Genomic DNA, 21034 nt, shown 5'->3' on the forward strand with positions numbered 1-21034 from the left:
CGTGACCCGGATGAGTGACAATGGACCTGCGAAAAACAAGGAAAATGAGCTTGACCCAATCGCCCAATTAGAGAAGCAGCCATTGAGAACGACAGCCCATATGGCAAGCTTGTCCGCATAGCCACGGTCGCCTGTGCCAACCCTGCGTTGCTTTTTTTTCTGCAAGGGTGGATACAGAAAGTACCCGCTTTGACAGAGGTAGCCGCCTGAATGCTGACCTATACCGTCCGACGACTGGTCCTGTCCGTTCCGACGCTGCTTTTCATTGCGCTTGTCATATTTCTATTGCTGGAACTTGCACCCGGGGACCCGATGGCGCAGGTGCCGCTGACCGTCCCGCCCGAGGTCAAGCAGCAGATGCGCGAGGCTCTGGGCCTGGGCGAGCCTACCCATATCCGTTTTGGCAAATGGCTCTATCAGTTCTTCGTGGTCGAACCCTCGGTCTGGATGGACAACACGTTCGGCACCGCGCTTTCGGAGGGTAAACAGCGGGTGATCAGTTGGCAGACGCGCTCGCCGGTGATGGATATCGTCGTCCAGCGCATGCCGCAGACGCTTTGGGTGGTGGCGATGTCCTATGTGGTGGGCATCCTCATTGCCCTGCCCATCGGCATCTACTCGGCCTACCGGCAATATTCGGTCTTCGATCAGGTCGGTACCTTCATCACAATGGTTGGCTACTCGGTGCCGCCATTCTTTTCCGGCGTGCTGGTGATCGTGATCTTCTCGGTGCAGCTGGGCTGGCTGCCGTCGATCTATGACACCACCCATCAGGTCGTCGATTGGGATAGTTTCATCATCCAGATCAAGCAGATGGTCATGCCGGTGATGGTACTCGCCCTGCAGACCACGGCGCAGATCAGTCGCTTCATGCGCGCCTCGATGCTGGACAATCTGGGGCAGGATTACGTGCGCACGGCCCGCGCCAAGGGCTTGGGCGAAAGCGTCGTTGTGCTCGTCCATGTGCTGCGCAACTCGATGATCCCGGTGGTGACGGTGATTGCCCTCGGCGTGCCGCAGATCTTTGGCGGCGCCATCATTACCGAGCAGATTTTCAAGGTGAACGGGCTGGGCCAACTACTGATCACCGCGATTCAGGCCAACGATTTGCCGATGGTGCAGACCGTGACCTTCATGCTTGCGGTTCTCATCGTGCTCTTCAACATCATCGCCGATCTGCTCTACGGCCTGTTGGACCCGAGGATCCGCTATGACTGAGCCCCTGCCCACCGCCGCCCCCCGCAGCCAGTGGCGCGATGTCTGGCACCAGTTCCGCGCCCATCGCGGCGCGCTGATCGGCATGGTCATCTTCCTGCTGATCATCGCCACGGTCTTTGCCGGCCCGCTGATCTGGACCATCGACCCCACCTTCATCGACATCCGGGCGCGCAACCAGGGGCCAAACTGGGCGCATCCCTTCGGCACCGATCAGCTGGGCCGCGACACGCTGGCGCGGATGATGGCCGGCGGGCGCAGTTCGATCACCGTGGGGCTGACGGCGATGCTACTGGCGCTTTTCCTGGGCGGGCTGGTCGGTGTGATCGCAGGTTTCTTCCGTTGGCTCGACGGGCCGCTGATGCGCCTGACAGACCTTTTTCTGTCACTGCCTCTCCTGCCGCTGCTGCTGGTCATGGTCATGCTCTTTCGCGAAGCACTCAGCGCCACGTTCGGCCCAGAAACCGGTATCTTCATCCTGATCGTCGTCGCCATCGGCGTGACCAGCTGGATGCCCACCGCGCGGATCGTGCGCGGCGACGTCCTCGCCTTGAAAGAGCGTGAGTTTGTCCTCGCCGCCCGCTCCATCGGAACCAGCAACCTGAACCTGATCACCCGGCATATCCTGCCCAACGTGATGTCCCCGATCATGGTCTCGGCCACGCTGGGCATCGCCAACGCGATCATCACCGAAAGCGCGCTCAGCTTCCTTGGTCTCGGCTTCCCGCCCGATTTTCCGACCTGGGGTCGGCTGCTGAACGATGCCACGGTCTATCTGCAGGATTATCCCGAACGGGTGATCTGGCCGGGGCTTGCGATCTCGCTCACCGTGCTCAGCGTCAATTACATGGGCGACGGGCTGCGCGACGCGCTTGATCCGCGCATCCGGGGCCGCTGAGGCCCGGACGGTCCCAAAGATGCGAGACCTGTGCTATACCGTCAAAAAATCATTTCCTTTTGCCCCATGTCGACAAAGCAAGATATCAAAATTGCCCTTGGCCTCGCCCTGCTGTTTTTCGGCGTTCTGGCTGCCTTCGCCCTGATCCGCCACTACGTCTTTGGCTCGACATGGCAAGACTTGCTGTGGGAAACGCTGTTCATCGGCACGCTGATCACGCTGGGCCTGCTCAGCCAGATCCTGCCCTTCATCGACCGGGTGATGAAATACGGGCTGGTCTACTACCTGATTTTCACCGCGATCGTGTTTGCCCTGATGATCCCCGGAATCGCCTATTTCAAGGCCGCACAGCTGATGGCCGAAAGCGAGACCGCGATCCTCAGAACCGGGTTCTTTGTCGTCTCGGGCGCGATCTGGCTGGGCCTCGTGTCGCTGCTCTGCCCGTCGAAACCGCAGGCCTGGCTGTTTTCAAAGCTCAAGACGCTGGGCTGGTTCACACCGTTGATTTTTCTTTTCAACTACATCGCCGTCTCGGTCGTGCTGTTCGGGTTTTTCGCCTTCTACCTCTATGGGCCGGGTAGCGATGGCAGCCTCGACAGCGACAGCTACCTGAACTTTTTTGGCTATCATTTCCTCGACAGCATCCCGGCCCTGAAAGTCCCCGACACACTGCAACTGACCGAGCCGCTGCCCGGCGACCGCCCCGTCGGGCTGGGCTTTCTGCTCCTGCTCTTCAAACTCGCGGTGCTGATCCCGGCCATCGGCGCATTCCGGGCCTATTGGAAATCCGGCGAACCTACCGGCACCCCCTAGGGACGACCACGTTGCACAGCGTGGGTTTCACCCACACTACGCCTGCATTGAACCGCAGATGCGTCACATGACGGGGGTCAGTGCATCCGTTGGCGAATTCGCCGGATCATCCACCAGACCAGTGCGACCACGGGCAGCGTGACCAGTGCGGTGATCATGCCCTTGCTGATCCCCAGCACCTCGCCCAGCGGATAAAGCAGATAACCTGCCAGCGACACCGCGTAATAGCTGATCGCCACCACGCTCAGCCCTTCCACCGTGCGCTGCAACCGCAATTGCAGATCGGCGCGGCGGTTCATGCTTTCCAGCAATGTCTGGTTCTGGGCGCTGCGTGCCACATCCACCTGGGTGCGCAGCAGATTGCCCGCGCGCAGGGCGCGGTCGGACATGTTGCGCAACCGCGCCTGGGTCGAGGTCACCGTGCGCATCGCCGGGGAAAACCGGCGCATCATGAATTCGGCAAAGGTCTGACGCCCCTCGAACCGTTCCTCGCGCAATACCTCGATCCGCTGGTCCACGATCTTTGCATAGGCCTCGGTCGCTCCGAACCGAAAGGACGATTGCGCCACCATCGCCTCAAGCTCTGCCGAGACATCCAGCAGATGCCCCAGCGTTTGATCCGCCGGAGTCGACGCGCTGGCCATTTCCTCCATCAGCCGCCCCAGCCGACCGTCGATATCGCCCATCCGTGTCCCCATGTCGCGCACCCGGCTGAACCCCAGCATCGACATCGTCTTATAGGTCTCGATCTCACACAGGCGCTGCACGATACGGCCGATCCGCCGCTCACCCGTGCCCGGCGCCACGCTGACCTGAAACCGCAGATGCCCCGCCGGATCAATCCGGAAATCCCCGGCAATCACCGCCGAATTGTCCAGCACCCGTGCCACGGCCACGCTTTCCGCCACGAAACAGCGGGAAATCTCGTCGCGCAACACCTCGTCGCTTTCCCAGGGCGTCACGCGGATCAAGGCCGAGGTCACACGCTGCCCCGGCGCCTCGGCCAGCCAATCCTCGGGAAACACCTCGAAATCGCGCGGATCAAACGGGCGCTCACTTAGCCCGTCGCCCAATGCCATGTAGGTGACAAACTCTGTATGGCTCTCCCATTTCAGCATGTAGCGCCCGAGCTGGCCAAAATAATGCGTGGCGTCAGGCTGCGGGTGCGGCGCGCCGTAACGGTCCAGCAAGGCCAGCAAATGCGCCCGGTCCGCGGCCCGGTCCCGCTTGGCCGCATCCGTGGGCTGCTTGATCGCCAGATAGGCCGCCGTTGCCGGCGCACCCAATGACGGGAAAGGCCGCGCGTGCAGCTCGTTTGCCAGCGCATAGCGCAGCGGATGATCGTCAATCGGCGGCATAAAAGGCTCTCCTTGCGATGCGGCGGACAATAACCGCACCACACCGGTAAGGAAACCAATTTTTCCTTTTATCACAATACCTTAAATGAATACCAAAGTATGCATACCGGGAATTGCCCTAAGCCCCCATGTCGCCATGAAAAAACCGCGCCAGAAGGCGCGGTTCCTTGTCGGCACTCAACCGAAAGCGGCTGGTGTGGTCAGCCCTTGCGACGACGCCCGACAAAGCCCAACAGGCCAAACCCGCCGATCAGCAGCGGCAGGCTGGCCGGGAGCGGGACGGTCGCGCCGACGCCATAGCGCATCGACGGATGCAGGCTGTTGCCACTATTCGGGACCGACCCGGCAAACCCTTCAACCAGACGAAACGGGCCATCGGTCTCAGGCAGCGCGTTGTCATTGTAGTAATTGATGCCCGCATTGCCGGGATTGCCGCTTTGGACCACCCAGTCACCACCGGTACTCGGGCGCCAGTTCACCACGTAATAGCTGTTGGTATTGAAGGTGTAATTCACCGCCATGTCGTACCAGCCAAACCCGGCACCGCCGAGGGTACGGGTAAAGCTTGCCAGAATGGATCCCGCCGACCGGCCATTGGTGCTGGCGAAAATATCAATCGTGTAGGAAAGGCGGTTCAGGTTGGCTTCGATGCCGATACTGTTGACGCTGGTATTTGCCAGCATCTCGAACCCCTGCCCGCGCCCGCTGCCTTCGCTGCCGCCACCGGTGTATTTCTTGTCGGAATGCACTTCGATAAATGCTGCCTGTGCCGGCATCGCCATCAGCGCCACGGCCAATGCGCCAGCACCCAAGACAGATTGGATAACCTTCATCCTAATTTCCTCACTCGTTACAAATCCCATCATACGGGGAATAATTGAGGTTCCAAATCATAAACTTATGAAAACACTGCCTTTTTCGGCCTGCTTGTTTCCGCCTCATCAACAGTGAACGGGATCGCGGCAGATTGGCACGATCTGGAAAAGAATAAGGGCCCAAACGGGTTGGGCCCCTATCAGAACTTGCCGTGAAAACCTGCCGCCGCGACTCACCCCAAGGGGCGGGTCGTGGGGGGCGGGTTTCGATCAGTCGATCTTGCTCAGCAGGCTCGACACGCTGTCTTTTGCGTCGCCATAGAACATGCGGGTGTTTTCCTTGTAGAACAGCGGGTTTTCGATGCCGGAATACCCGGTCCCCTGCCCGCGCTTGGAAACAAATACCTGCTTCGCTTTCCAGCATTCCAGCACCGGCATTCCAGCAATCGGGCTGTTGGGATCATCCTGCGCCGCCGGGTTCACGATGTCGTTCGATCCGATCACGATCGCCACGTCCGTGGATGGGAAATCCTCGTTGATCTCGTCCATCTCCAGCACGATGTCATAGGGCACCTTCGCCTCGGCCAGAAGCACGTTCATGTGCCCCGGCAGACGCCCGGCCACCGGGTGAATGGCGAAACGCACATTCTTGCCCTTGGCGCGCAGCTTGGTGGTCAGCTCGCTCACCGCCTGCTGGGCCTGCGCCACCGCCATGCCGTAACCGGGGATGATGATGACTGAATCGGCTTCGTTCAGCGCGGTCGCCACGCCATCGGCGTCAATCGCGATCTGTTCGCCTTCGACCGCCATCTGCTCACCCGCCGGGCCGCCAAAGCCGCCCAGGATCACGCTGACAAAGTGACGGTTCATCGCCTTGCACATGATGTAGCTCAGGATCGCACCGGACGAGCCGACAAGCGCGCCGACAACGATCAAAAGGTCATTGCCGAGGCTGAAGCCGATCGCCGCCGCGGCCCAGCCCGAGTAGCTGTTGAGCATTGAGACAACGACAGGCATGTCAGCGCCGCCAATGCCCATGATCAGGTGGTAGCCGATGAACAGCGCGGCCAGCGTCATCAGGAAGAGGGGCAGGAACCCGCCCGAGTTGAAGTACCAGATAAGGCAGATCAGCGACAGGCCCGCCGCCGCGGCGTTCAGCATATGCCCGCCCGGCAGTTTCGTCGCCGCAGACGTCACCTTGCCCGCCAGCTTGCCATAGGCAATGACCGACCCGGTAAAGGTGATCGCCCCGATGAAGATGCCCAGGAACAGCTCGACCCGCAGGATCGCGATCTCGACACTATCCTTCTTGGCCAGAAGCGCGGCAAACCCCTCGGTGGCCTTCTTCGCGGCGTCATCCATCGCCAGCACATTGACCAGCTCGAAATGCGCGTTAAAGCCCACAAAAACCGCCGCAAGACCGACAAGCGAGTGCATCGCCGCTACAAGCTGCGGCATCTCGGTCATCTGGACCCGCTGGGCCACGATATAGCCGATGGTCCCGCCGCCCGCGATCAGCAGCAGCGACAGCAGCCACAGCCCCGAACCGGGGCCGATAAGCGTCGCGACCACAGCCAGCGCCATACCCACAATGCCATACCAGATCGCGCGCTTGGCGCTTTCCTGTCCCGAAAGCCCGCCAAGGCTCAGAATGAAGAGGATGGCGGCGACCACATAGGCGGCCGTTGTAAATCCATAATCCATATCTCTGCCCCCTTACGACTTCTGGAACATGGCGAGCATGCGCCGTGTCACCATGAAACCGCCGAATATGTTGATCCCGGCCATGAAGACCGACAGCGCCGCCAGCAATATGACCAGGAAAGACCCTGATCCGATCTGCATCAGCGCGCCCAGAATGATGATCGACGAGATCGCGTTCGTCACCGCCATCAGCGGCGTGTGCAGGCTGTGCGACACGTTCCAGATCACCTGGAAGCCGACAAAGACCGCCAGCACGAAGACGATGAAATGCTGCATGAAGCTGGCCGGGGCCACCAGACCCACACCCAGCAGCAGCGCGCCGCCCACGGCCAGCAAGGTGACCTGGCTCTTGGTCTGCGCCTTGAAGGCCGCCAGCTCCTGCGCCTTTTTCTCTTCGGCCGTCAGCTCCTTGGCGGCCGGTTTCTTGGGCTGCGCCGCAATCGCGGCCACCTTGGGCGGCGGCGGCGGGAAGGTCACTTCCTTGGCATGGGCCACGGTCGCGCCGCGAATGACGTCATCTTCCATGTCATGATTGATCACGCCGTCCTTTTCCGGCGTCAGATCGGTCATCATGTGGCGAATGTTCGTCGCATAAAGGGTGGAGCTTTGCGTCGCCATCCGGCTGGGAAAATCGGTATAGCCGATGATGGTCACGCCATTATCGGTCACGATCTTCTCATCCATGACGGTCAGCTTGCAGTTGCCACCCTTCTCGGCGGCCAGATCGACAATCACGCTGCCCGGCTTCATCGCCTTGACCATATCCTCGGTCCACAATTCCGGCGCTTCGCGGTTCGGAATGAGGGCCGTGGTGATCACGATATCGACTTCTGGTGCCAGTTCGCGGAACTTGGCCAGCTGCGCCTCGCGGAATTCCGGTGACGAGACCGAGGCATAGCCGCCGGTCGCGGCGCCGTCCGTCTGCTCCTCCTCGAAATCGAGGAACACGAACTCGGCCCCCATCGATTCAACCTGCTCGGCCACTTCGGGGCGCACGTCGAACGCGTAGGTGATCGCGCCCAGCGACGTGGATGTCCCGATCGCGGCCAGACCGGCAACGCCAGCACCCACCACCAGAACCTTGGCCGGGGGCACCTTGCCCGCCGCGGTGATCTGACCGGTGAAGAACCGGCCGAAATTGTTGCCCGCCTCGATGACAGCGCGGTAGCCCGCGATATTGGCCATCGAACTCAGCGCGTCCATCTTCTGGGCGCGCGAAATGCGCGGCACCATTTCCATCGCCACAACGGTCGCGCCCTTTTCGGCGGCCTGCTTCATCTGCTTTTCATTGGCACCGGGGTTGAAGAACGAAATCAGCGTCTGCCCCTCGCGCAGCCGCTTCATCTCGGCATCGGTCGGCTGGCGCACCTTGGCGACCACATCCGCGGCCTTCCACAGCGCCGCAGCGGTCTTGACCACCTCTACGCCCGCATCCTTGTAATCCTTGTCCGAGAAGCCCGCAGCCGCACCAGCCTTGGTCTCGATCACACATTCATGGCCCAGCTTCTGCAATTGCAGCGCTGAATCGGGCGTCATCGCAACGCGATTTTCACCTTCATTGACCTCTTTGGGTGTCCCTATCTTCAATGTCCTGTTCCTCTTACTGGCAAATTCGATTGCCCGACCGGCCCTGATCGGTCGTCGCCCTCTTAGCGTCAAGCGTCGTTATTTCACAAGCTATACCAAAATACGACAGCCAGATTGTCCCATCTCGTACATCCAGCTAAATCCAACGCCGCGTTTTTTCACAATATCGCGCAAAATCCATCCGGAACTTGCGCCTCAGACGATCTTCTTCCGCGATAATGAAGCGTTTTTCAATCACCCAGACGAAGATCGGCACCAATGGCAGTGCCAGAACCGCATCCCAGCGCAGAATCAACCCCGCCAGAATCAGCGCATCCCCCAGGTAAATCGGGTTGCGCGAGCGTTTGAAAATGCCGCTGGTGATCAACCTGTCAGCTTCCTGATGCGGAATCACCGTCGTCTTGTGACGGCGAAATTCGGCAAAGGCCAACGCCATCAACACCAGACCGCCGCCCACCAGCAAACCGCCCGCGAAATCCGCCCAGCTCCCGCCAAAGCTCAGCCCCATCGGGAAATGCGCGACCTGAAGCCAGGCCAGTACCGCAAAGCCCAACAGCCACACGGGCGGTATGTCGATCCATTTCAGCATGGCCGCGTCCCTACCCCACGCGCCATCCGCCTGAAAGAGCGCGTCTTGTCACAGGCGCACACCCCGGCCCGGAATCAAGCCGAAGGCGCCGGGCCAGCGGTAGCCCGTCCCACCGGGCTGCCGCTTTGGAGAGGTCAGTAAGACGATCAATGCGAAGAGGGGCTTGGCGGGCACAAGTGCCTGCCACTGACGTTGCTGCGCCACCCCACGGGCCACCGCTGGCCCGGCTCCACACCCAAGCCGCACCTCTTGCCCACGCTCCGCGTTTTGCTAGGCTGACCCCATGACAGCCCCAAAACCACTCTCCGGCAAACACGTGCTCGTCAGCGGCGGCGGCACCGGCATCGGCCTTGCCATCGCCCGGGCACTGGCAGATCAGGGCGCGCAGGTCACCATCACCGGACGCCGCGCCGACGTGCTGGAACGCGTCGCAGGCAACGGCCTCCACCCCGCCGCGATGGATGTCACCGACGAGGCGCAGCTAACAGACACGATCGCCGCCGCCGTCGAACAGCGCGGCCCGATCCAGATCTGCATCGCCAATGCGGGCATCGCCGAAGGCCGCGCCCTGCACAAGACCGACATGGAATTCTGGCGCCGAACCATGGCCACCAACCTCGATGGCGCGTTCCTGACGATCCGCGAAAGCCTCACCTCGATGCGCCAGACCGATTGGGGCCGGGTCATCGCGATCTCCTCCATCGCCGGGTTGAAGGGCCTCAAGGGGGCCGCCGCCTATACCGCTTCCAAACACGGCATGATTGGCCTGATCCGCGCGCTCTCCGAGGATTACCTGGGCGCGGCACTCACCTTCAACGCCGTCTGCCCGGCCTATGTCGATACCGAGATCATCAGCCGCAATGTCACCTCGATCCAAGAGCGCGCCGGGATCAGCGCCGATGACGCCCGCGCCCTGATGATCGACGCCAACAAGCACAAACGCCTGATCGCCCCGTCCGAGGTTGCACAGGCCGTCCTCTGGCTCTGCGGTCCGGGGTCGGAAAGCATAAACGGTCAGGCCATCGAAATCGCCGGGGGTCAGTTCTGATGCTGGGCGTCCTGCCCCTCTTCGGCACCGTGCGCCCTGTTAGGGCCCCGCTTTGCCGATACAAATACCGACGTAATACCGACAAAATACCGACGTGATACAGCCTGGGGTTTTTCCTTGTTAACCAAGGGCTTCACCCCCGATTCGGAGATGCTCCATGACCCGCGATGAATTCAATGCCTTTTGCGGCTCTCTCACTGCCACCAGCCATGTGGTGCAATGGGGCAATGCCGATGTCTGGAAAGTCGGCGGCAAGGTCTTTGGCATCTGTGGCTGGAATGACGGGCGCGACGCGTTCACCTTCAAGGCGTCCGAGATCGCCTTCGAGGTGCTCCAGGACCAGCCCGGCATCCGCCCGGCTCCCTATCTGGCCTCACGCGGCCTCAAGTGGTTGCAGGTCTATGACCTGCCCGGCCTCAGCGATGATGAACTGCGCGAACATCTTGTTGCCTCCTATCACATGGCCGCGGCAAACCTCAGCAAGAAGAAACGGGTTGAGCTGGGAATACCGGAGCAAAAATGACTGATTTCAAGGCGTTGAAAGACTTATTTCATCTACCCGAGGGCCTTGTTTACCTCGATGGCAACTCCCTTGGACCGCTGCCCAGGGCCGCGCTGTCGCGGATGCAGACCACGATGCGGGACGAATGGGGTGAGATGCTGATCACCGGCTGGAACCGCGCCGGTTGGATGGATCAACCCGCCCGTCTGGGGGACCGTATCGGACGGCTGATCGGGGCAGAGCCAGGGCATGTGGTGCTGGGCGACACGCTGTCGATCAAGGTTTATCAGGCACTCGCCGCCGCGCTGGCGCTCAGGCCCGACCGCAAGGTGATCCTCAGCGATACCGGCAATTTCCCCACCGATCTCTATATGGCCGAAGGGCTGATCAAGGCGCTGGATCAGGGCCATGAACTCCGTGTCGTCCCGCCCAACGAGGTCGAGGCCAACATCACCAATGAGGTCGCCGCGACCCTCCTGACCGAGGTGGACTACCGCACAGGACGCCTTCACAACATGGCACAACTGACTGAAAAAGCGCATGAAAACGGCTCTCTTGCTGTCTGGGATCTGGCCCATAGTGCCGGTGCAATCCCTGTTGATCTGGCCGCCTGCAAGGCCGATTTCGCGATCGGCTGCACCTACAAGTTCCTCAATGGCGGTCCCGGTGCGCCCGCTTTCATCTATATCGCCCCGGAGCACGCTGATCGGGTTCAACCTGCCCTCTCCGGCTGGCTCGGTCACGCCGCCCCCTTCGCCTTTGATCCGCACTACCAGCCCGGTCCCGGCATCGAGCGGATGCGCGTCGGCACCCCCCCGGTGCTGGCGATGGCCGCGCTCGATACCGCGTTGGACATCTGGGAAAACATCGACATGGCAGCGTTCAGGGCCCAATCCATCGCACTCAGCCAGCTATTCATCGACCGGATTGAGGCCACCTGCCCCGACCTCACCCTTGCCTCGCCCCGTGATCCACTTCGGCGTGGCAGCCAGGTCTCGTTCCATTTTCAGCATGGCTATGCCGCGATGCAGGCCTGTATTGCCGAAGGTGTGATCGGTGATTTCCGCGCCCCCGATATCATGCGTTTCGGCATCACACCGCTTTACGTGGACAGGCAGGATATCGAACGAGCCGCCGAAACGGTAACCAAGGTAATGCACCGGAAACTATGGGAAAATCCGGAATTTCATACTGTCAACCGTGTAACCTGAGACCGCATCACAACCCCTGGCAGAAAATTCGCAATTTCACCCTATTTGGTCGAAGAATTGCCCTATCCGGTCCGCACTCCTGCCGCGGACGGACCCTACCCCCGATATCAAAATCACATGTTCGCGGTGACATCGCGACGGGCAGGAAGGGCAGCACATGGCTGTTTTGGACAATGCAATCTGGTTCGGCGGTGACGGGTTTGCCGAAAGCGGCAACACCACGCTGACGGAAAACGGCAACACCACCACCGTGTTTGCCAGCTTCACCGAAGATGTCTGGGACGCCTCGCAGGGCGGCAACAACGTATCGGATTTCGGCGCGTTCGGCGTCACCACGCCCATCACCGCCAATTACCAGTTCTCCAACCCAGTCGAAAACCTGTCCTTCGACATCCAGCACCTCAATGATGACGGCGGCTCGACCTTCGACGATTCCTGGACCATCCACGCCTATGACGAAAACGGTGATCTGATCCCGGCAGCGGATGTCATCGCTGGCATCAGCGGTCTGGTCGATGAAACCATCATCACCAACCCCGACGGGTCGGTCACGATCCAATCCGCCGGCACAACCGCCAACGATGTTACACTTGACCTGCCCGGTCAGGTCTCACAGCTCGACATCACTTTCGAACCCGGTCCCGACGGCACGCAAACTGGCGGCTCGGGTATCAGCGACCTGACATTCGACATCCCGGCAAATGATACCGACGGCGACGGCGAGCCTGACGCCACGGATATCGACCGCGATGGCGACGGTATCCTTGACACTGACGAAGGCTATAGCGAGACCACCCCGACAACGATCACCATCACCTTTGACGGCGATCAGTTCACCGGTGTCGACAACACCGAGTGGGAGCTGCGCGATCCTGATGGCAACCTCATTGCCAGCGATACAACCATCGGCAGCGGTGTCGAGATTACCAATGTAAACATCACCGATCTGGGCGATTACACCTTTACCATCAACGACGATTTCGGCGATGGCCTGGCGGGCGGCGACCCGGCCAGCTACACGATCGCAGTCAACGGCCAGGTGGTCGTGGATTCCGGTCCGAACCCCAATTTCGGCACCACCATCACCGAAACCTTCAACGTCGATACCATCATCAACACGCGCGACACCGACGGCGATGGCATTGCCGATCACCTTGATCTGGACAGCGACAATGATGGCATTACCGATAATGTCGAGGCCCAGACAACCGCTGGCTATACCGCCCCGACCGGCACGGATAGCGATGGTGACGGCCTTGATGACGCCTACGAAGGTTCTGGCCTCACGCCAGTAGATACCGATGGTGACGGTATTGCAGATTTTATCGATACCGATTCCGACAATGACGGTATCGACGATGTGGATGAGGCCGGACATGGCATCACGCAGGCGGCAATTGACGCCTCGGGGGACGCTGATTTCGATGGCATCGCCGATGTGGTCGACGATGTGGACGGTTATGACGCCAACGATGCAGATATCGACGGTTCGGGCGATTTCACACTGGCAGACAGCGACAATGACACAGCTGCGGACGGATCGGGCGCCACGCCACTGGTCAACGATCTGGATTTTCGCGATGCGGTCGCGTCGAACTTCATTGTCGAGGGCACGACGGGCAATGACCTGATCGACAGCAGCTATACCAGCGACCCCGAAGGCGACAGGATCGACAACAATGACCATTCGGACGGGTCCAACGACGATTCCGTCATCGCCGGCGATGGCAATGACACCGTTGTTTCAGGGGCCGGGGACGACACCATTGATGGCGGCAGCGGCGATGACAGTATCACCGGCGGGGTCGGCGCGGACAGCATCACCGGTGGCTCTGGCGATGACACCATTCAGGTGGCACAGGGCGATACGGTCACCGGTGGCGACGGCGATGACTTTTTCACCCTGACCGACCTGTCAGAGGTCGGCAATGACGCGATTTCGATCACCGGTGGCGAAGGGGACGAGACTGGCGGCGACACGCTGCAACTGACCTCTGACATCTCGGTCGCCGACATCACCTTCACCAATACCGATGACAATGCTGGTGGCCTTTCGGGCAATTTCACCATGGCCGATGGCACCCTGGTGACGTTTTCCGAGATCGAAAACATCATCTGCTTCACCCCCGGCGCCCGCATCCAGACGCCGCAAGGCGCGCGCGCGGTCGAAACACTCCGCCCCGGTGATCTGGTCATCACCCGTGACAATGGCCCACAGCCCATCCGCTGGTTGGGCCAACGCACCGTGCCCGGTCTGGGCCGGTTTGCACCGGTTACCTTTGACACCGGCGCGCTCGACGGTCTGACCCGCCCGTTGACGGTCTCCCCCCAGCATCGTCTCCTGTTCAGCGGCTACCGCGCGGAATTGCTATTCGGCACGCCAGAGGTGCTGATCGCCGCCAGGCATCTGGTCAACGATCTGAACATCCGCCAGACCGCGCGCGCGCAGATCACCTATCTGCACCTGATGTTTGACCGGCACGAGATTATCTACGCTGATGGCACGGCCACCGAAAGCTTCCATGCCGGCCAAACCGGTGTTTCGGCCATTTCGGATCAGTCGCGCGACGAAATGTTCGCGATTTTCCCGGAATTGCGGGCGGATAGCGGGGCACATGGGGACACTGCGCGCCTGTGTCTCAAGGCACATGAAGCGCGGCTTCTGGCACCGCTCATCACACCGGATCACCGCGCCAACGTCGCCTGACCCAGAGCGTGTTCAGTAAATATCGTTCGCCCGCTGCACGGTTCGGATGTAGGCAATGATGGCCTCGATATCCGCGTCGGTGGCACCGGAAACGGGCGGCATATCCCCAAACGACCAATGATGGCTGCGCACTCCCTGCTGCGTCGCACGGACAAAGGCGAAATCGCCGTGATGCCCAGGTTCATAAATCTTGTGAATCAGGGGCGGGCCTTTCCCCTCGATACCGCCGGCATTTGCCCCGTGGCACCCGGCGCAAAGCCCGTCAAAAGCGTTCGCCCCCAGGGCGGCTTTGCCGCTGAGTTCCGGCACAATGACAGCCACGATTGCCTCGCCCGTTGTCGATGATACCTCCGGACCGTTGCCAAGCTTGTCATCAGGCAATTGCACCACCCAGACGCCGATCGCCAGCGCCAGAACCAAGGCTGCGAACATCACAATGCGCGTCATCAATACGCCTCCGATTCCGTTTCATCACGGTCGGTTTGCGCCTTCCAGCAGGGGGAGGGTCAAGTAATCTTCAGGCGGATTTCAGCGTTGGCGCGGCACGACCTGTCGCCCAGGCCCGCGCAGCGTCGCCAAAAGCCGAAAACAATGGACGGCTGACCGGATCATCGGTGGCATTCCATTCGGGATGCCACTGGACCGACAGGGCAAAACCCTTGGCCCCTTCGACATAAATCGCCTCGGGGGTGCCATCATGGGCGCGGCCATCAATCACGATACGCGCGCCGGGTTCTTCAATCCCCTGACCGTGCAGCGTGTTGGTCAACACCTCGGTCGCGCCCAGCAAACGGTGAAACGGGCCGCCGGGCGTAAAGCTTACGGTGTGGCGCAGAGCAAACTGTTCGGCCAACGTGCCTTCGGGCGGCATGCGGTGATTGTCGCGCCCGGGCAATTCGCGGATTTCCGGGTGCAAGGTGCCGCCCAGTGCCACGTTCACCTCCTGAAAGCCACGGCAAATGCCCAGCAGCGGCTGACCGCGTTCCACACATGCCCGCACCAGCGGCAGGCACAGGTTGTCGCGTGCCCGGTCAAACGCGCCATGCGCCTCGGTCTCGGCATGGCCATATTCCTCGGGGTGGACATTGGGCCGCCCACCGGTCAGCAGGAACCCATCGCAAGCCTCCAGCAAATCCTCTACCGGGGCCAGATCCGGATCAGATGGCACGATCAGCGGAATGCAATCGGCAACCTTGGCGATCGCGGTCGAATTCATCACGCCATTGGCGTGAACCGGATACCGGTCCTCAAGTTCATACTGGTTTCCGATGATACCTATGATCGGACGCATTATGCTGACCCCTGCTTAATTCCTTACCCCTGAATATATCGGTCAATTTGATAATAAAACACCAATCAACGCACAGAATTTTGCGCGAAAATGCACGTAATGGTAACCGACAATGTCTAACTACTGCCCTCGTGGGCGATGGCACGCGTCGCGAGGGGCAAATCGCTTGCAAGCGTCCCCGCTTAGGCCACAAGCATCCCGGTCAGGCGGGGTGTCATCGTCCACACCATTGCCACAGCTTCCCGCCTTGCAGCCACGCCTCATTCCGCTAAACCTGTGCCAGCCCCGACAGAGGAGATGAGCCAGATGCGCGACGCCGCCCCCCAGACGATCTATCTCAAGGACTACACGCCCTTCGGTTACCTGATCGAAAGTGTCGAACTGGCCTTCCGCCTGCACCCCACCAAGACCCGCGTGATCTCGCGCATCCGCTTCCGCCCCAACCCCGATGCGACCGACAGCCGGTTCTTTCTGCACGGCGAGGATCTGACCCTGATCAGCGCCCAGATCGACGGCATCCCCGTTGCGCCCGAACTGACCGACACGGGCCTTACCTGCCCGGTCCCCGACACCGCGTTCGTATGGGAGGCCGAGGTGGAAATCTCACCCTCGACCAATACCGCGCTAGAGGGGCTTTATATGTCGAACGGCATGTACTGCACCCAGTGCGAAGCCGAGGGTTTTCGCAAGATCACCTATTACCCCGACCGCCCCGATGTGATGGCGCCGTTCACCGTGCGGATCGAAGGCGACGAGGAAGTCCTGCTGTCCAACGGCAATCCGGCCAAGGCGGGCGACGGTTTTGCCGAATGGCGCGATCCCTGGCCGAAACCGGCCTACCTGTTTGCGCTGGTAGCCGGTGACCTGATCAACCACCCCGACAGCTTCACCACCAGATCCGGCAGAAAAATCGAGCTGAACATCTGGGTCCGCCCCGGCGACGAGGGAAAATGCGCCTTTGGCATGCAGGCCTTGAAGGCGTCGATGAAATGGGACGAGGACGTGTATGGCCGCGAATACGACCTCGATATCTTCAACATCGTCGCGGTCGATGATTTCAACATGGGTGCGATGGAAAACAAGGGGCTGAACATCTTCAACTCCTCCGCCGTGCTGGCCTCGCCCGAAACCTCCACCGACATGAATTTCGAGCGGATCGAGGCGATCATCGCGCATGAGTATTTCCACAACTGGACGGGTAACCGCATCACCTGCCGCGACTGGTTCCAGCTTTGCCTCAAGGAAGGGCTGACCGTCTTTCGCGACGCGCAATTCACCTCGGACATGCGTTCGGCCCCGGTCAAGCGCATCTCGGACGTAATTGCCCTGCGCGCCCGGCAGTTCCGCGAGGATAATGGCCCGTTGGCCCACCCGGTGCGCCCCGACAGCTTTGTCGAGATCAACAATTTCTACACTGCCACGGTCTACGAAAAAGGCGCCGAACTGATCGGCATGCTAAAGACGCTGGTCGGCGATGACGCCTATACAAGGGCGCTCGATCTCTATTTCAACCGCCATGACGGTGACGCCGCCACGATCGAGGATTGGCTGCAAGTGTTCGAGGATGCCACCGGCCGCGACCTCGGTCAGTTCAAACGCTGGTACGAACAGGCGGGCACCCCACGCCTCAGCGTGACCGATGACTTCAGGGACGGCACTTACACCCTTCATTTCGAACAGAAAACGCCACCCACGCCGGGTCAGGACATCAAAGACCCGCGCGTGATTCCGATTGCCGTGGGCCTTCTTGGACCCAATGGCGACGAGGTGCATGCGACAGAAGTGTTGGAGATGACCGACGCCAGACAAAGCTTCAGTTTCGAAGGTCTTTCCGCTAGGCCGATCCCTTCGATCCTACGCGAATTCTCGGCCCCGGTGATCCTTGAGCGTGACATCAGCGATACCGAACGCGCCTTTCTGCTGGCCCATGACACCGACCCGTTCAACAAGTGGGAGGCCGGGCTGAGCCTGGCGCGGGGCGGGCTGATCGCCATGATCCGCGACGGCGCCGCGCCCGATACGGCCTATCTGGACGCGGTTCAGCAGATGGCGCGCGATGACAGCCTTGATCCGGCCTTCCGCGCGCTGGCACTTGGCCTGCCAAGCCAGGACGACCTGGCACAGACCCTGTTTGACGCGGGCGAAACCCCCGATCTGCAGGCGATATGGGAGGCACTGGAAACCCTGCGTCAGGCCAAGGCACAGACCATGCAGGATCTCGCTCCGCGCCTTTATGCGCAATATCAGGTGACCGATGCCTATCAGCCCAACGCCGTACAATCCGGCGCACGGTCGCTCGCAAATGCTGCGCTGGCAATGATCACCAGGCTCGATGGCGGCACGCAGGCGCAGCGCCAGTATGATACCGCCACCAACATGACGCAGCAGCTTGCCGCGTGGTCCTGCCTGCTTCAGGCGGGCAACGGTGAGGCTGCCACCGCCGCCTTTTATGACCAATGGCAGCATGACCGGCTGGTGATCGACAAATGGTTCATGCTGCAAATCCTGCATGCAGATCCGGCAGACGCCGCCGACACGGCTGCCAGCCTGACAAAGCACCCGGATTTCACGATGAAAAATCCCAATCGTTTCCGATCTACACTGGGTGGCCTCACCGCCTCTCCGGCCGGGTTCCACCATGCCAGCGGCAAAGGCTATGCGCTGCTGGCGGATTGGTTGATCAAGCTCGATCCCCTCAACCCGCAAACCACCGCCCGGACCTGCTCGGCCTTCGAAACATGGAAACGCTATGATGCCAACCGCCAGACCCTGATCAGGGCCCAGTTGGAGCGTATCCTCGACACGCCGAACCTCAGCCGCGACACGACCGAGATGGTCACCCGTATTCTGGCGGCCTGAAATTACCGAATGCCGTGAAGAGGATGCCTGAGATCTGCAATGCGTCGCATGATCTACGGTGCGGCTCGAAGTATCCAACGCCGACGTTCAGATTGCAACGGTTTGCGTCTCGCCCGACAGCACCCGGCCAAAGCGATGGCCCGGTCAAACGCCTGAATAGCTATGCAGGAAGCGCAAGGCGCATATGTGCCGATTGAGAGTAGTCATGTTCGGACTGATTGCTTATCTGCGTGAAATAACAGCAACTCCTACTAAGGATCAGGACAATGACACAAGTTGTAAAAGACGCTCTGGGCATCGCAGCCTTGATTGCAGCAACCGTATCGTTTATCGGCCTGCATTCCTGGATGTATGTCCTCTAACGCACATTTCGACACAGGCCCTTTGCTCGGGCAAGGCGTTTGAAAAACGCCAAGATCGTGTGGGGCAGATACGTCATGGAAACGAAAAAAGGCGCCCAAATCTAGGGCGCCTTTTTTTTGTTTTCTGTCAGCCTGATTACCGGCTGAGCAAAAGATCCGGCAGCCACAGCGCCAGTTCCGGTATGAATGTTGTCAGCATCAGCGTTGGCAGCCATGCAAAGACAATGAACACCAGTGTCGGCCACAGCATTTTCGATACCGGCGTGTCGCAGACCTGCGCCCCAAGATAGAGCAGCGGCGCCGTCGGTGGCGTGATATTGGCCATGCCGAGATTGACACCGATGATAGCTGCAAAATGGATCGGGTCTACGCCGACGCTCTGTGCGATCGGCAGCAGGATCGGCGTTGCCAGAAGCAGGCCCGAGATATCGTCCATCAGCATCCCGATCAGGATCATCACGACATTGATCATCAAAAGGATCACAATCGGGTTTTCTGATACGGAATAGACCATGTCCTTGGCCAGTTGCGGTGCCCCCTGCGAGATCAGGTTGTCCGACACGATCAGAACCATGAAGATCATCACCATCACCACGCCGATGGTCACACCGGACGTTTGGATGGTCTGCGCCAGGGTTTTCCAGGTCAGGCCGCGGTAGAAGTAGATCGCTACCGGGATTGCATAGACCACGGCGATGCCCGCGGCCTCGGTCGGGGTCATGATCCCACCGTAGATACCGCCCAGAATGATGATCGGCATCATCAATGCAGGACCGGCCAGACGCCCCTGACGACCAAAAGTCGGCAAGAACGGTTTTGGTCGTTCCGTCAATTCGATGTTGTCATATTTCCGCAGCATGAACTGGTTGGTAATGATCAGCAACGTGATCAGGATGATCGCCGGAATGACCGTGGACAGAAAGCACTTCAACACGTGTTGCTGCGCAACCCAGCCATAGAGGATGTGCGACGAACTGGGGGGGATCAACAGGCCCAGAGGACTTGCCGAGACGATCAGCGCCGCCGATTGCCCACCCGGATAGTTGGCCTTTTTCAGATGCGGCATCATGATGCCGCCAATGCAGGTCAGCGTCGCATTGGCACTGCCCGAGATTGATCCGAATACACCGCAGGCCAGAACCCCGGCAGCGCTCAGGCCACCCTTGATATGACCGATAAGCATCTCGGCCAGGGCCACAAGCGGCGCGGCGATCCTGCCTTTTTCCATGATGCCACCGGCAATCATGAATAGTGGGATCGCCAGCAGAACCAGTGAACGGATCCCTGTCGCACCCGTCGGCAGATAGCCCGAGATGGATTGGTCCCCGACAAGGGCAATGAAGATCAAGACCGACCCAAACGCCACATAGACGCTGACGCCAAGCAGCAGCATTACGCATACGATAACCAGACTTCCGGTAATGATCATTTTGCAGCCTCCTCAGCAGTGTCGGATTTCAGGGGAAGGCCAAGCCCTTTGCGGATGTGCACGTAAAGATACGCAGAGGTGAACAGCGCCATGAAGCCAAAGGCAACCATGATCGCAATCCGCCACGAGACGAAGGGAATGCGCAACACCGGTGTTGATCGCAGGCGTGGGAATGAGAAGTCATCAAGCAGCGAGATATAGCATGCGTAAAAAAGAAACAGGATCACCAACAGCTCAACCAACAAGACAATGAAGCCGCGCCACCAGATCAACCGGGGGTTTTGGATCACGATGCCAAGGATATCGGCGTTGATATGCAAATTGCGTGAGGAGGCCAAAACGGCCCCGGCAAAAAAGCCCACGATGCTGATGGCCAAAAGCCATTCTTCATAGGCGAATAGATCGCCGCCAAAGCCGTATCTGATCACGACGACCGCCCCGAAGGTGAATGCCATGATAAAACCAGAAAACGTCACGATCAGACGCATACAGAACGCTATAAACTTCATTGGCATACCAATGAGTTTTGGCAGTTCGTCCGTTATTTTCTGCTGGCCTTCAGCGGTCGCGTATCCAAAGAATGTCGGCTTGTCGTCTGTTAAATTCGACATGTCCCCCCCGTTTCTTCTTTTTCGTTTCAATGGGT

At 60.1% G+C, this 21034-nt stretch carries 18 protein-coding genes; 8 read left to right on the plus strand and 10 right to left on the minus strand.

Annotated elements, in window-relative coordinates; genetic code table 11:
- The first annotated feature begins 210 nt into the window (after positions 1-210).
- From Q1B27_RS17935 to Q1B27_RS17945, 3 genes are all read left to right on the plus strand, one after another.
- Entirely contained in the window at positions 211-1218 is a 1008-nt protein-coding gene (locus Q1B27_RS17935; RefSeq protein WP_299849524.1) for an ABC transporter permease, read from the plus strand.
- Positions 1211-2113: an ABC transporter permease gene (locus tag Q1B27_RS17940; protein ID WP_299849526.1), complete on the plus strand. Its 903-nt coding sequence runs from the start codon at positions 1211-1213 to the stop codon at positions 2111-2113. The genes Q1B27_RS17935 and Q1B27_RS17940 overlap by 8 nt, the downstream gene beginning before the upstream one ends.
- Before the next feature lie 66 nt (positions 2114-2179).
- A complete protein-coding gene (locus Q1B27_RS17945; RefSeq protein ID WP_299849528.1) occupies positions 2180-2926 on the plus strand; it encodes a hypothetical protein in 747 nt (248 codons plus the stop codon).
- 77 nt (positions 2927-3003) lie between these two features.
- Here Q1B27_RS17945 and Q1B27_RS17950 read toward each other — a convergent pair whose 3' ends face one another.
- The 6 genes from Q1B27_RS17950 to Q1B27_RS17975 form a co-directional block, all read right to left on the minus strand.
- Positions 3004-4284, minus strand: a complete 1281-nt coding sequence (locus tag Q1B27_RS17950; protein WP_299849530.1) for a DUF3422 family protein — start codon at positions 4282-4284, stop codon at positions 3004-3006.
- A gap of 200 nt (positions 4285-4484) precedes the next feature.
- The gene (locus Q1B27_RS17955) at positions 4485-5117 is read right to left on the minus strand and encodes a VPLPA-CTERM sorting domain-containing protein (RefSeq protein ID WP_299849532.1); all 633 of its coding nucleotides are present in this window, start codon (positions 5115-5117) and stop codon (positions 4485-4487) included.
- Positions 5118-5369: 252 nt separating this feature from the next.
- Positions 5370-6803 (minus strand): NAD(P)(+) transhydrogenase (Re/Si-specific) subunit beta, encoded by a 1434-nt coding sequence (locus Q1B27_RS17960; RefSeq protein WP_299849534.1) that lies wholly within the window; start codon positions 6801-6803, stop codon positions 5370-5372.
- Between the two features lie 12 nt (positions 6804-6815).
- Complete coding sequence (locus tag Q1B27_RS17965) at positions 6816-8390, minus strand: Re/Si-specific NAD(P)(+) transhydrogenase subunit alpha (protein WP_299849536.1); 1575 nt, start codon at positions 8388-8390, stop codon at positions 6816-6818.
- A gap of 136 nt (positions 8391-8526) precedes the next feature.
- Complete coding sequence (locus Q1B27_RS17970; protein WP_299849538.1) at positions 8527-8979, minus strand: isoprenylcysteine carboxylmethyltransferase family protein; 453 nt, start codon at positions 8977-8979, stop codon at positions 8527-8529.
- A 48-nt stretch (positions 8980-9027) separates the two neighbouring features.
- Positions 9028-9195: a hypothetical protein gene (locus Q1B27_RS17975; RefSeq protein ID WP_299849539.1), complete on the minus strand. Its 168-nt coding sequence runs from the start codon at positions 9193-9195 to the stop codon at positions 9028-9030.
- A 67-nt stretch (positions 9196-9262) separates the two neighbouring features.
- Between Q1B27_RS17975 and Q1B27_RS17980 the strand changes: the two genes are divergently transcribed.
- The 4 genes from Q1B27_RS17980 to Q1B27_RS17995 all read left to right on the plus strand — a co-directional run bounded on the left by Q1B27_RS17980 (position 9263) and on the right by Q1B27_RS17995 (position 14447).
- Entirely contained in the window at positions 9263-10027 is a 765-nt protein-coding gene (locus Q1B27_RS17980; RefSeq protein ID WP_299849541.1) for an SDR family NAD(P)-dependent oxidoreductase, read from the plus strand.
- A 157-nt stretch (positions 10028-10184) separates the two neighbouring features.
- Positions 10185-10550 carry an MmcQ/YjbR family DNA-binding protein gene (locus Q1B27_RS17985; protein WP_299849543.1) on the plus strand — a complete coding sequence of 122 codons (366 nt, stop codon included), beginning with the start codon at positions 10185-10187 and terminating at the stop codon, positions 10548-10550.
- Positions 10547-11740, plus strand: coding sequence for a kynureninase (gene kynU / locus Q1B27_RS17990; protein ID WP_299849544.1), 1194 nt, complete (start codon positions 10547-10549; stop codon positions 11738-11740). The genes Q1B27_RS17985 and kynU overlap by 4 nt, the downstream gene beginning before the upstream one ends.
- 157 nt (positions 11741-11897) lie before the next feature.
- On the plus strand, positions 11898-14447 hold the full coding sequence (locus Q1B27_RS17995) for a Hint domain-containing protein (RefSeq protein ID WP_299849546.1): 2550 nt from the start codon (positions 11898-11900) through the stop codon (positions 14445-14447).
- Positions 14448-14459: 12 nt separating this feature from the next.
- On the opposite strand, the gene Q1B27_RS18000 is transcribed toward Q1B27_RS17995, so the two are convergent.
- Together Q1B27_RS18000 and Q1B27_RS18005 are read right to left on the minus strand one after the other, a co-directional pair.
- The gene (locus tag Q1B27_RS18000; RefSeq protein WP_299849547.1) at positions 14460-14894 is read right to left on the minus strand and encodes a cytochrome c; all 435 of its coding nucleotides are present in this window, start codon (positions 14892-14894) and stop codon (positions 14460-14462) included.
- A gap of 70 nt (positions 14895-14964) precedes the next feature.
- The gene (locus Q1B27_RS18005; RefSeq protein ID WP_367181364.1) at positions 14965-15741 is read right to left on the minus strand and encodes a gamma-glutamyl-gamma-aminobutyrate hydrolase family protein; all 777 of its coding nucleotides are present in this window, start codon (positions 15739-15741) and stop codon (positions 14965-14967) included.
- Positions 15742-16044: 303 nt separating this feature from the next.
- Between Q1B27_RS18005 and pepN the strand changes: the two genes are divergently transcribed.
- Positions 16045-18597 carry an aminopeptidase N gene (gene pepN, locus Q1B27_RS18010; protein WP_299849551.1) on the plus strand — a complete coding sequence of 851 codons (2553 nt, stop codon included), beginning with the start codon at positions 16045-16047 and terminating at the stop codon, positions 18595-18597.
- A 498-nt stretch (positions 18598-19095) separates the two neighbouring features.
- On the opposite strand, the gene Q1B27_RS18015 is transcribed toward pepN, so the two are convergent.
- On the minus strand, positions 19096-20388 hold the full coding sequence (locus Q1B27_RS18015; RefSeq protein ID WP_299849553.1) for a TRAP transporter large permease: 1293 nt from the start codon (positions 20386-20388) through the stop codon (positions 19096-19098).
- On the minus strand, positions 20385-20999 hold the full coding sequence (locus Q1B27_RS18020; RefSeq protein WP_299849555.1) for a TRAP transporter small permease: 615 nt from the start codon (positions 20997-20999) through the stop codon (positions 20385-20387). The genes Q1B27_RS18015 and Q1B27_RS18020 overlap by 4 nt, the downstream gene beginning before the upstream one ends.
- Positions 21000-21034: the final 35 nt, after the last annotated feature.

Source organism: uncultured Roseovarius sp. (genome assembly GCF_947489715.1).
GTDB lineage: Bacteria > Pseudomonadota > Alphaproteobacteria > Rhodobacterales > Rhodobacteraceae > Roseovarius.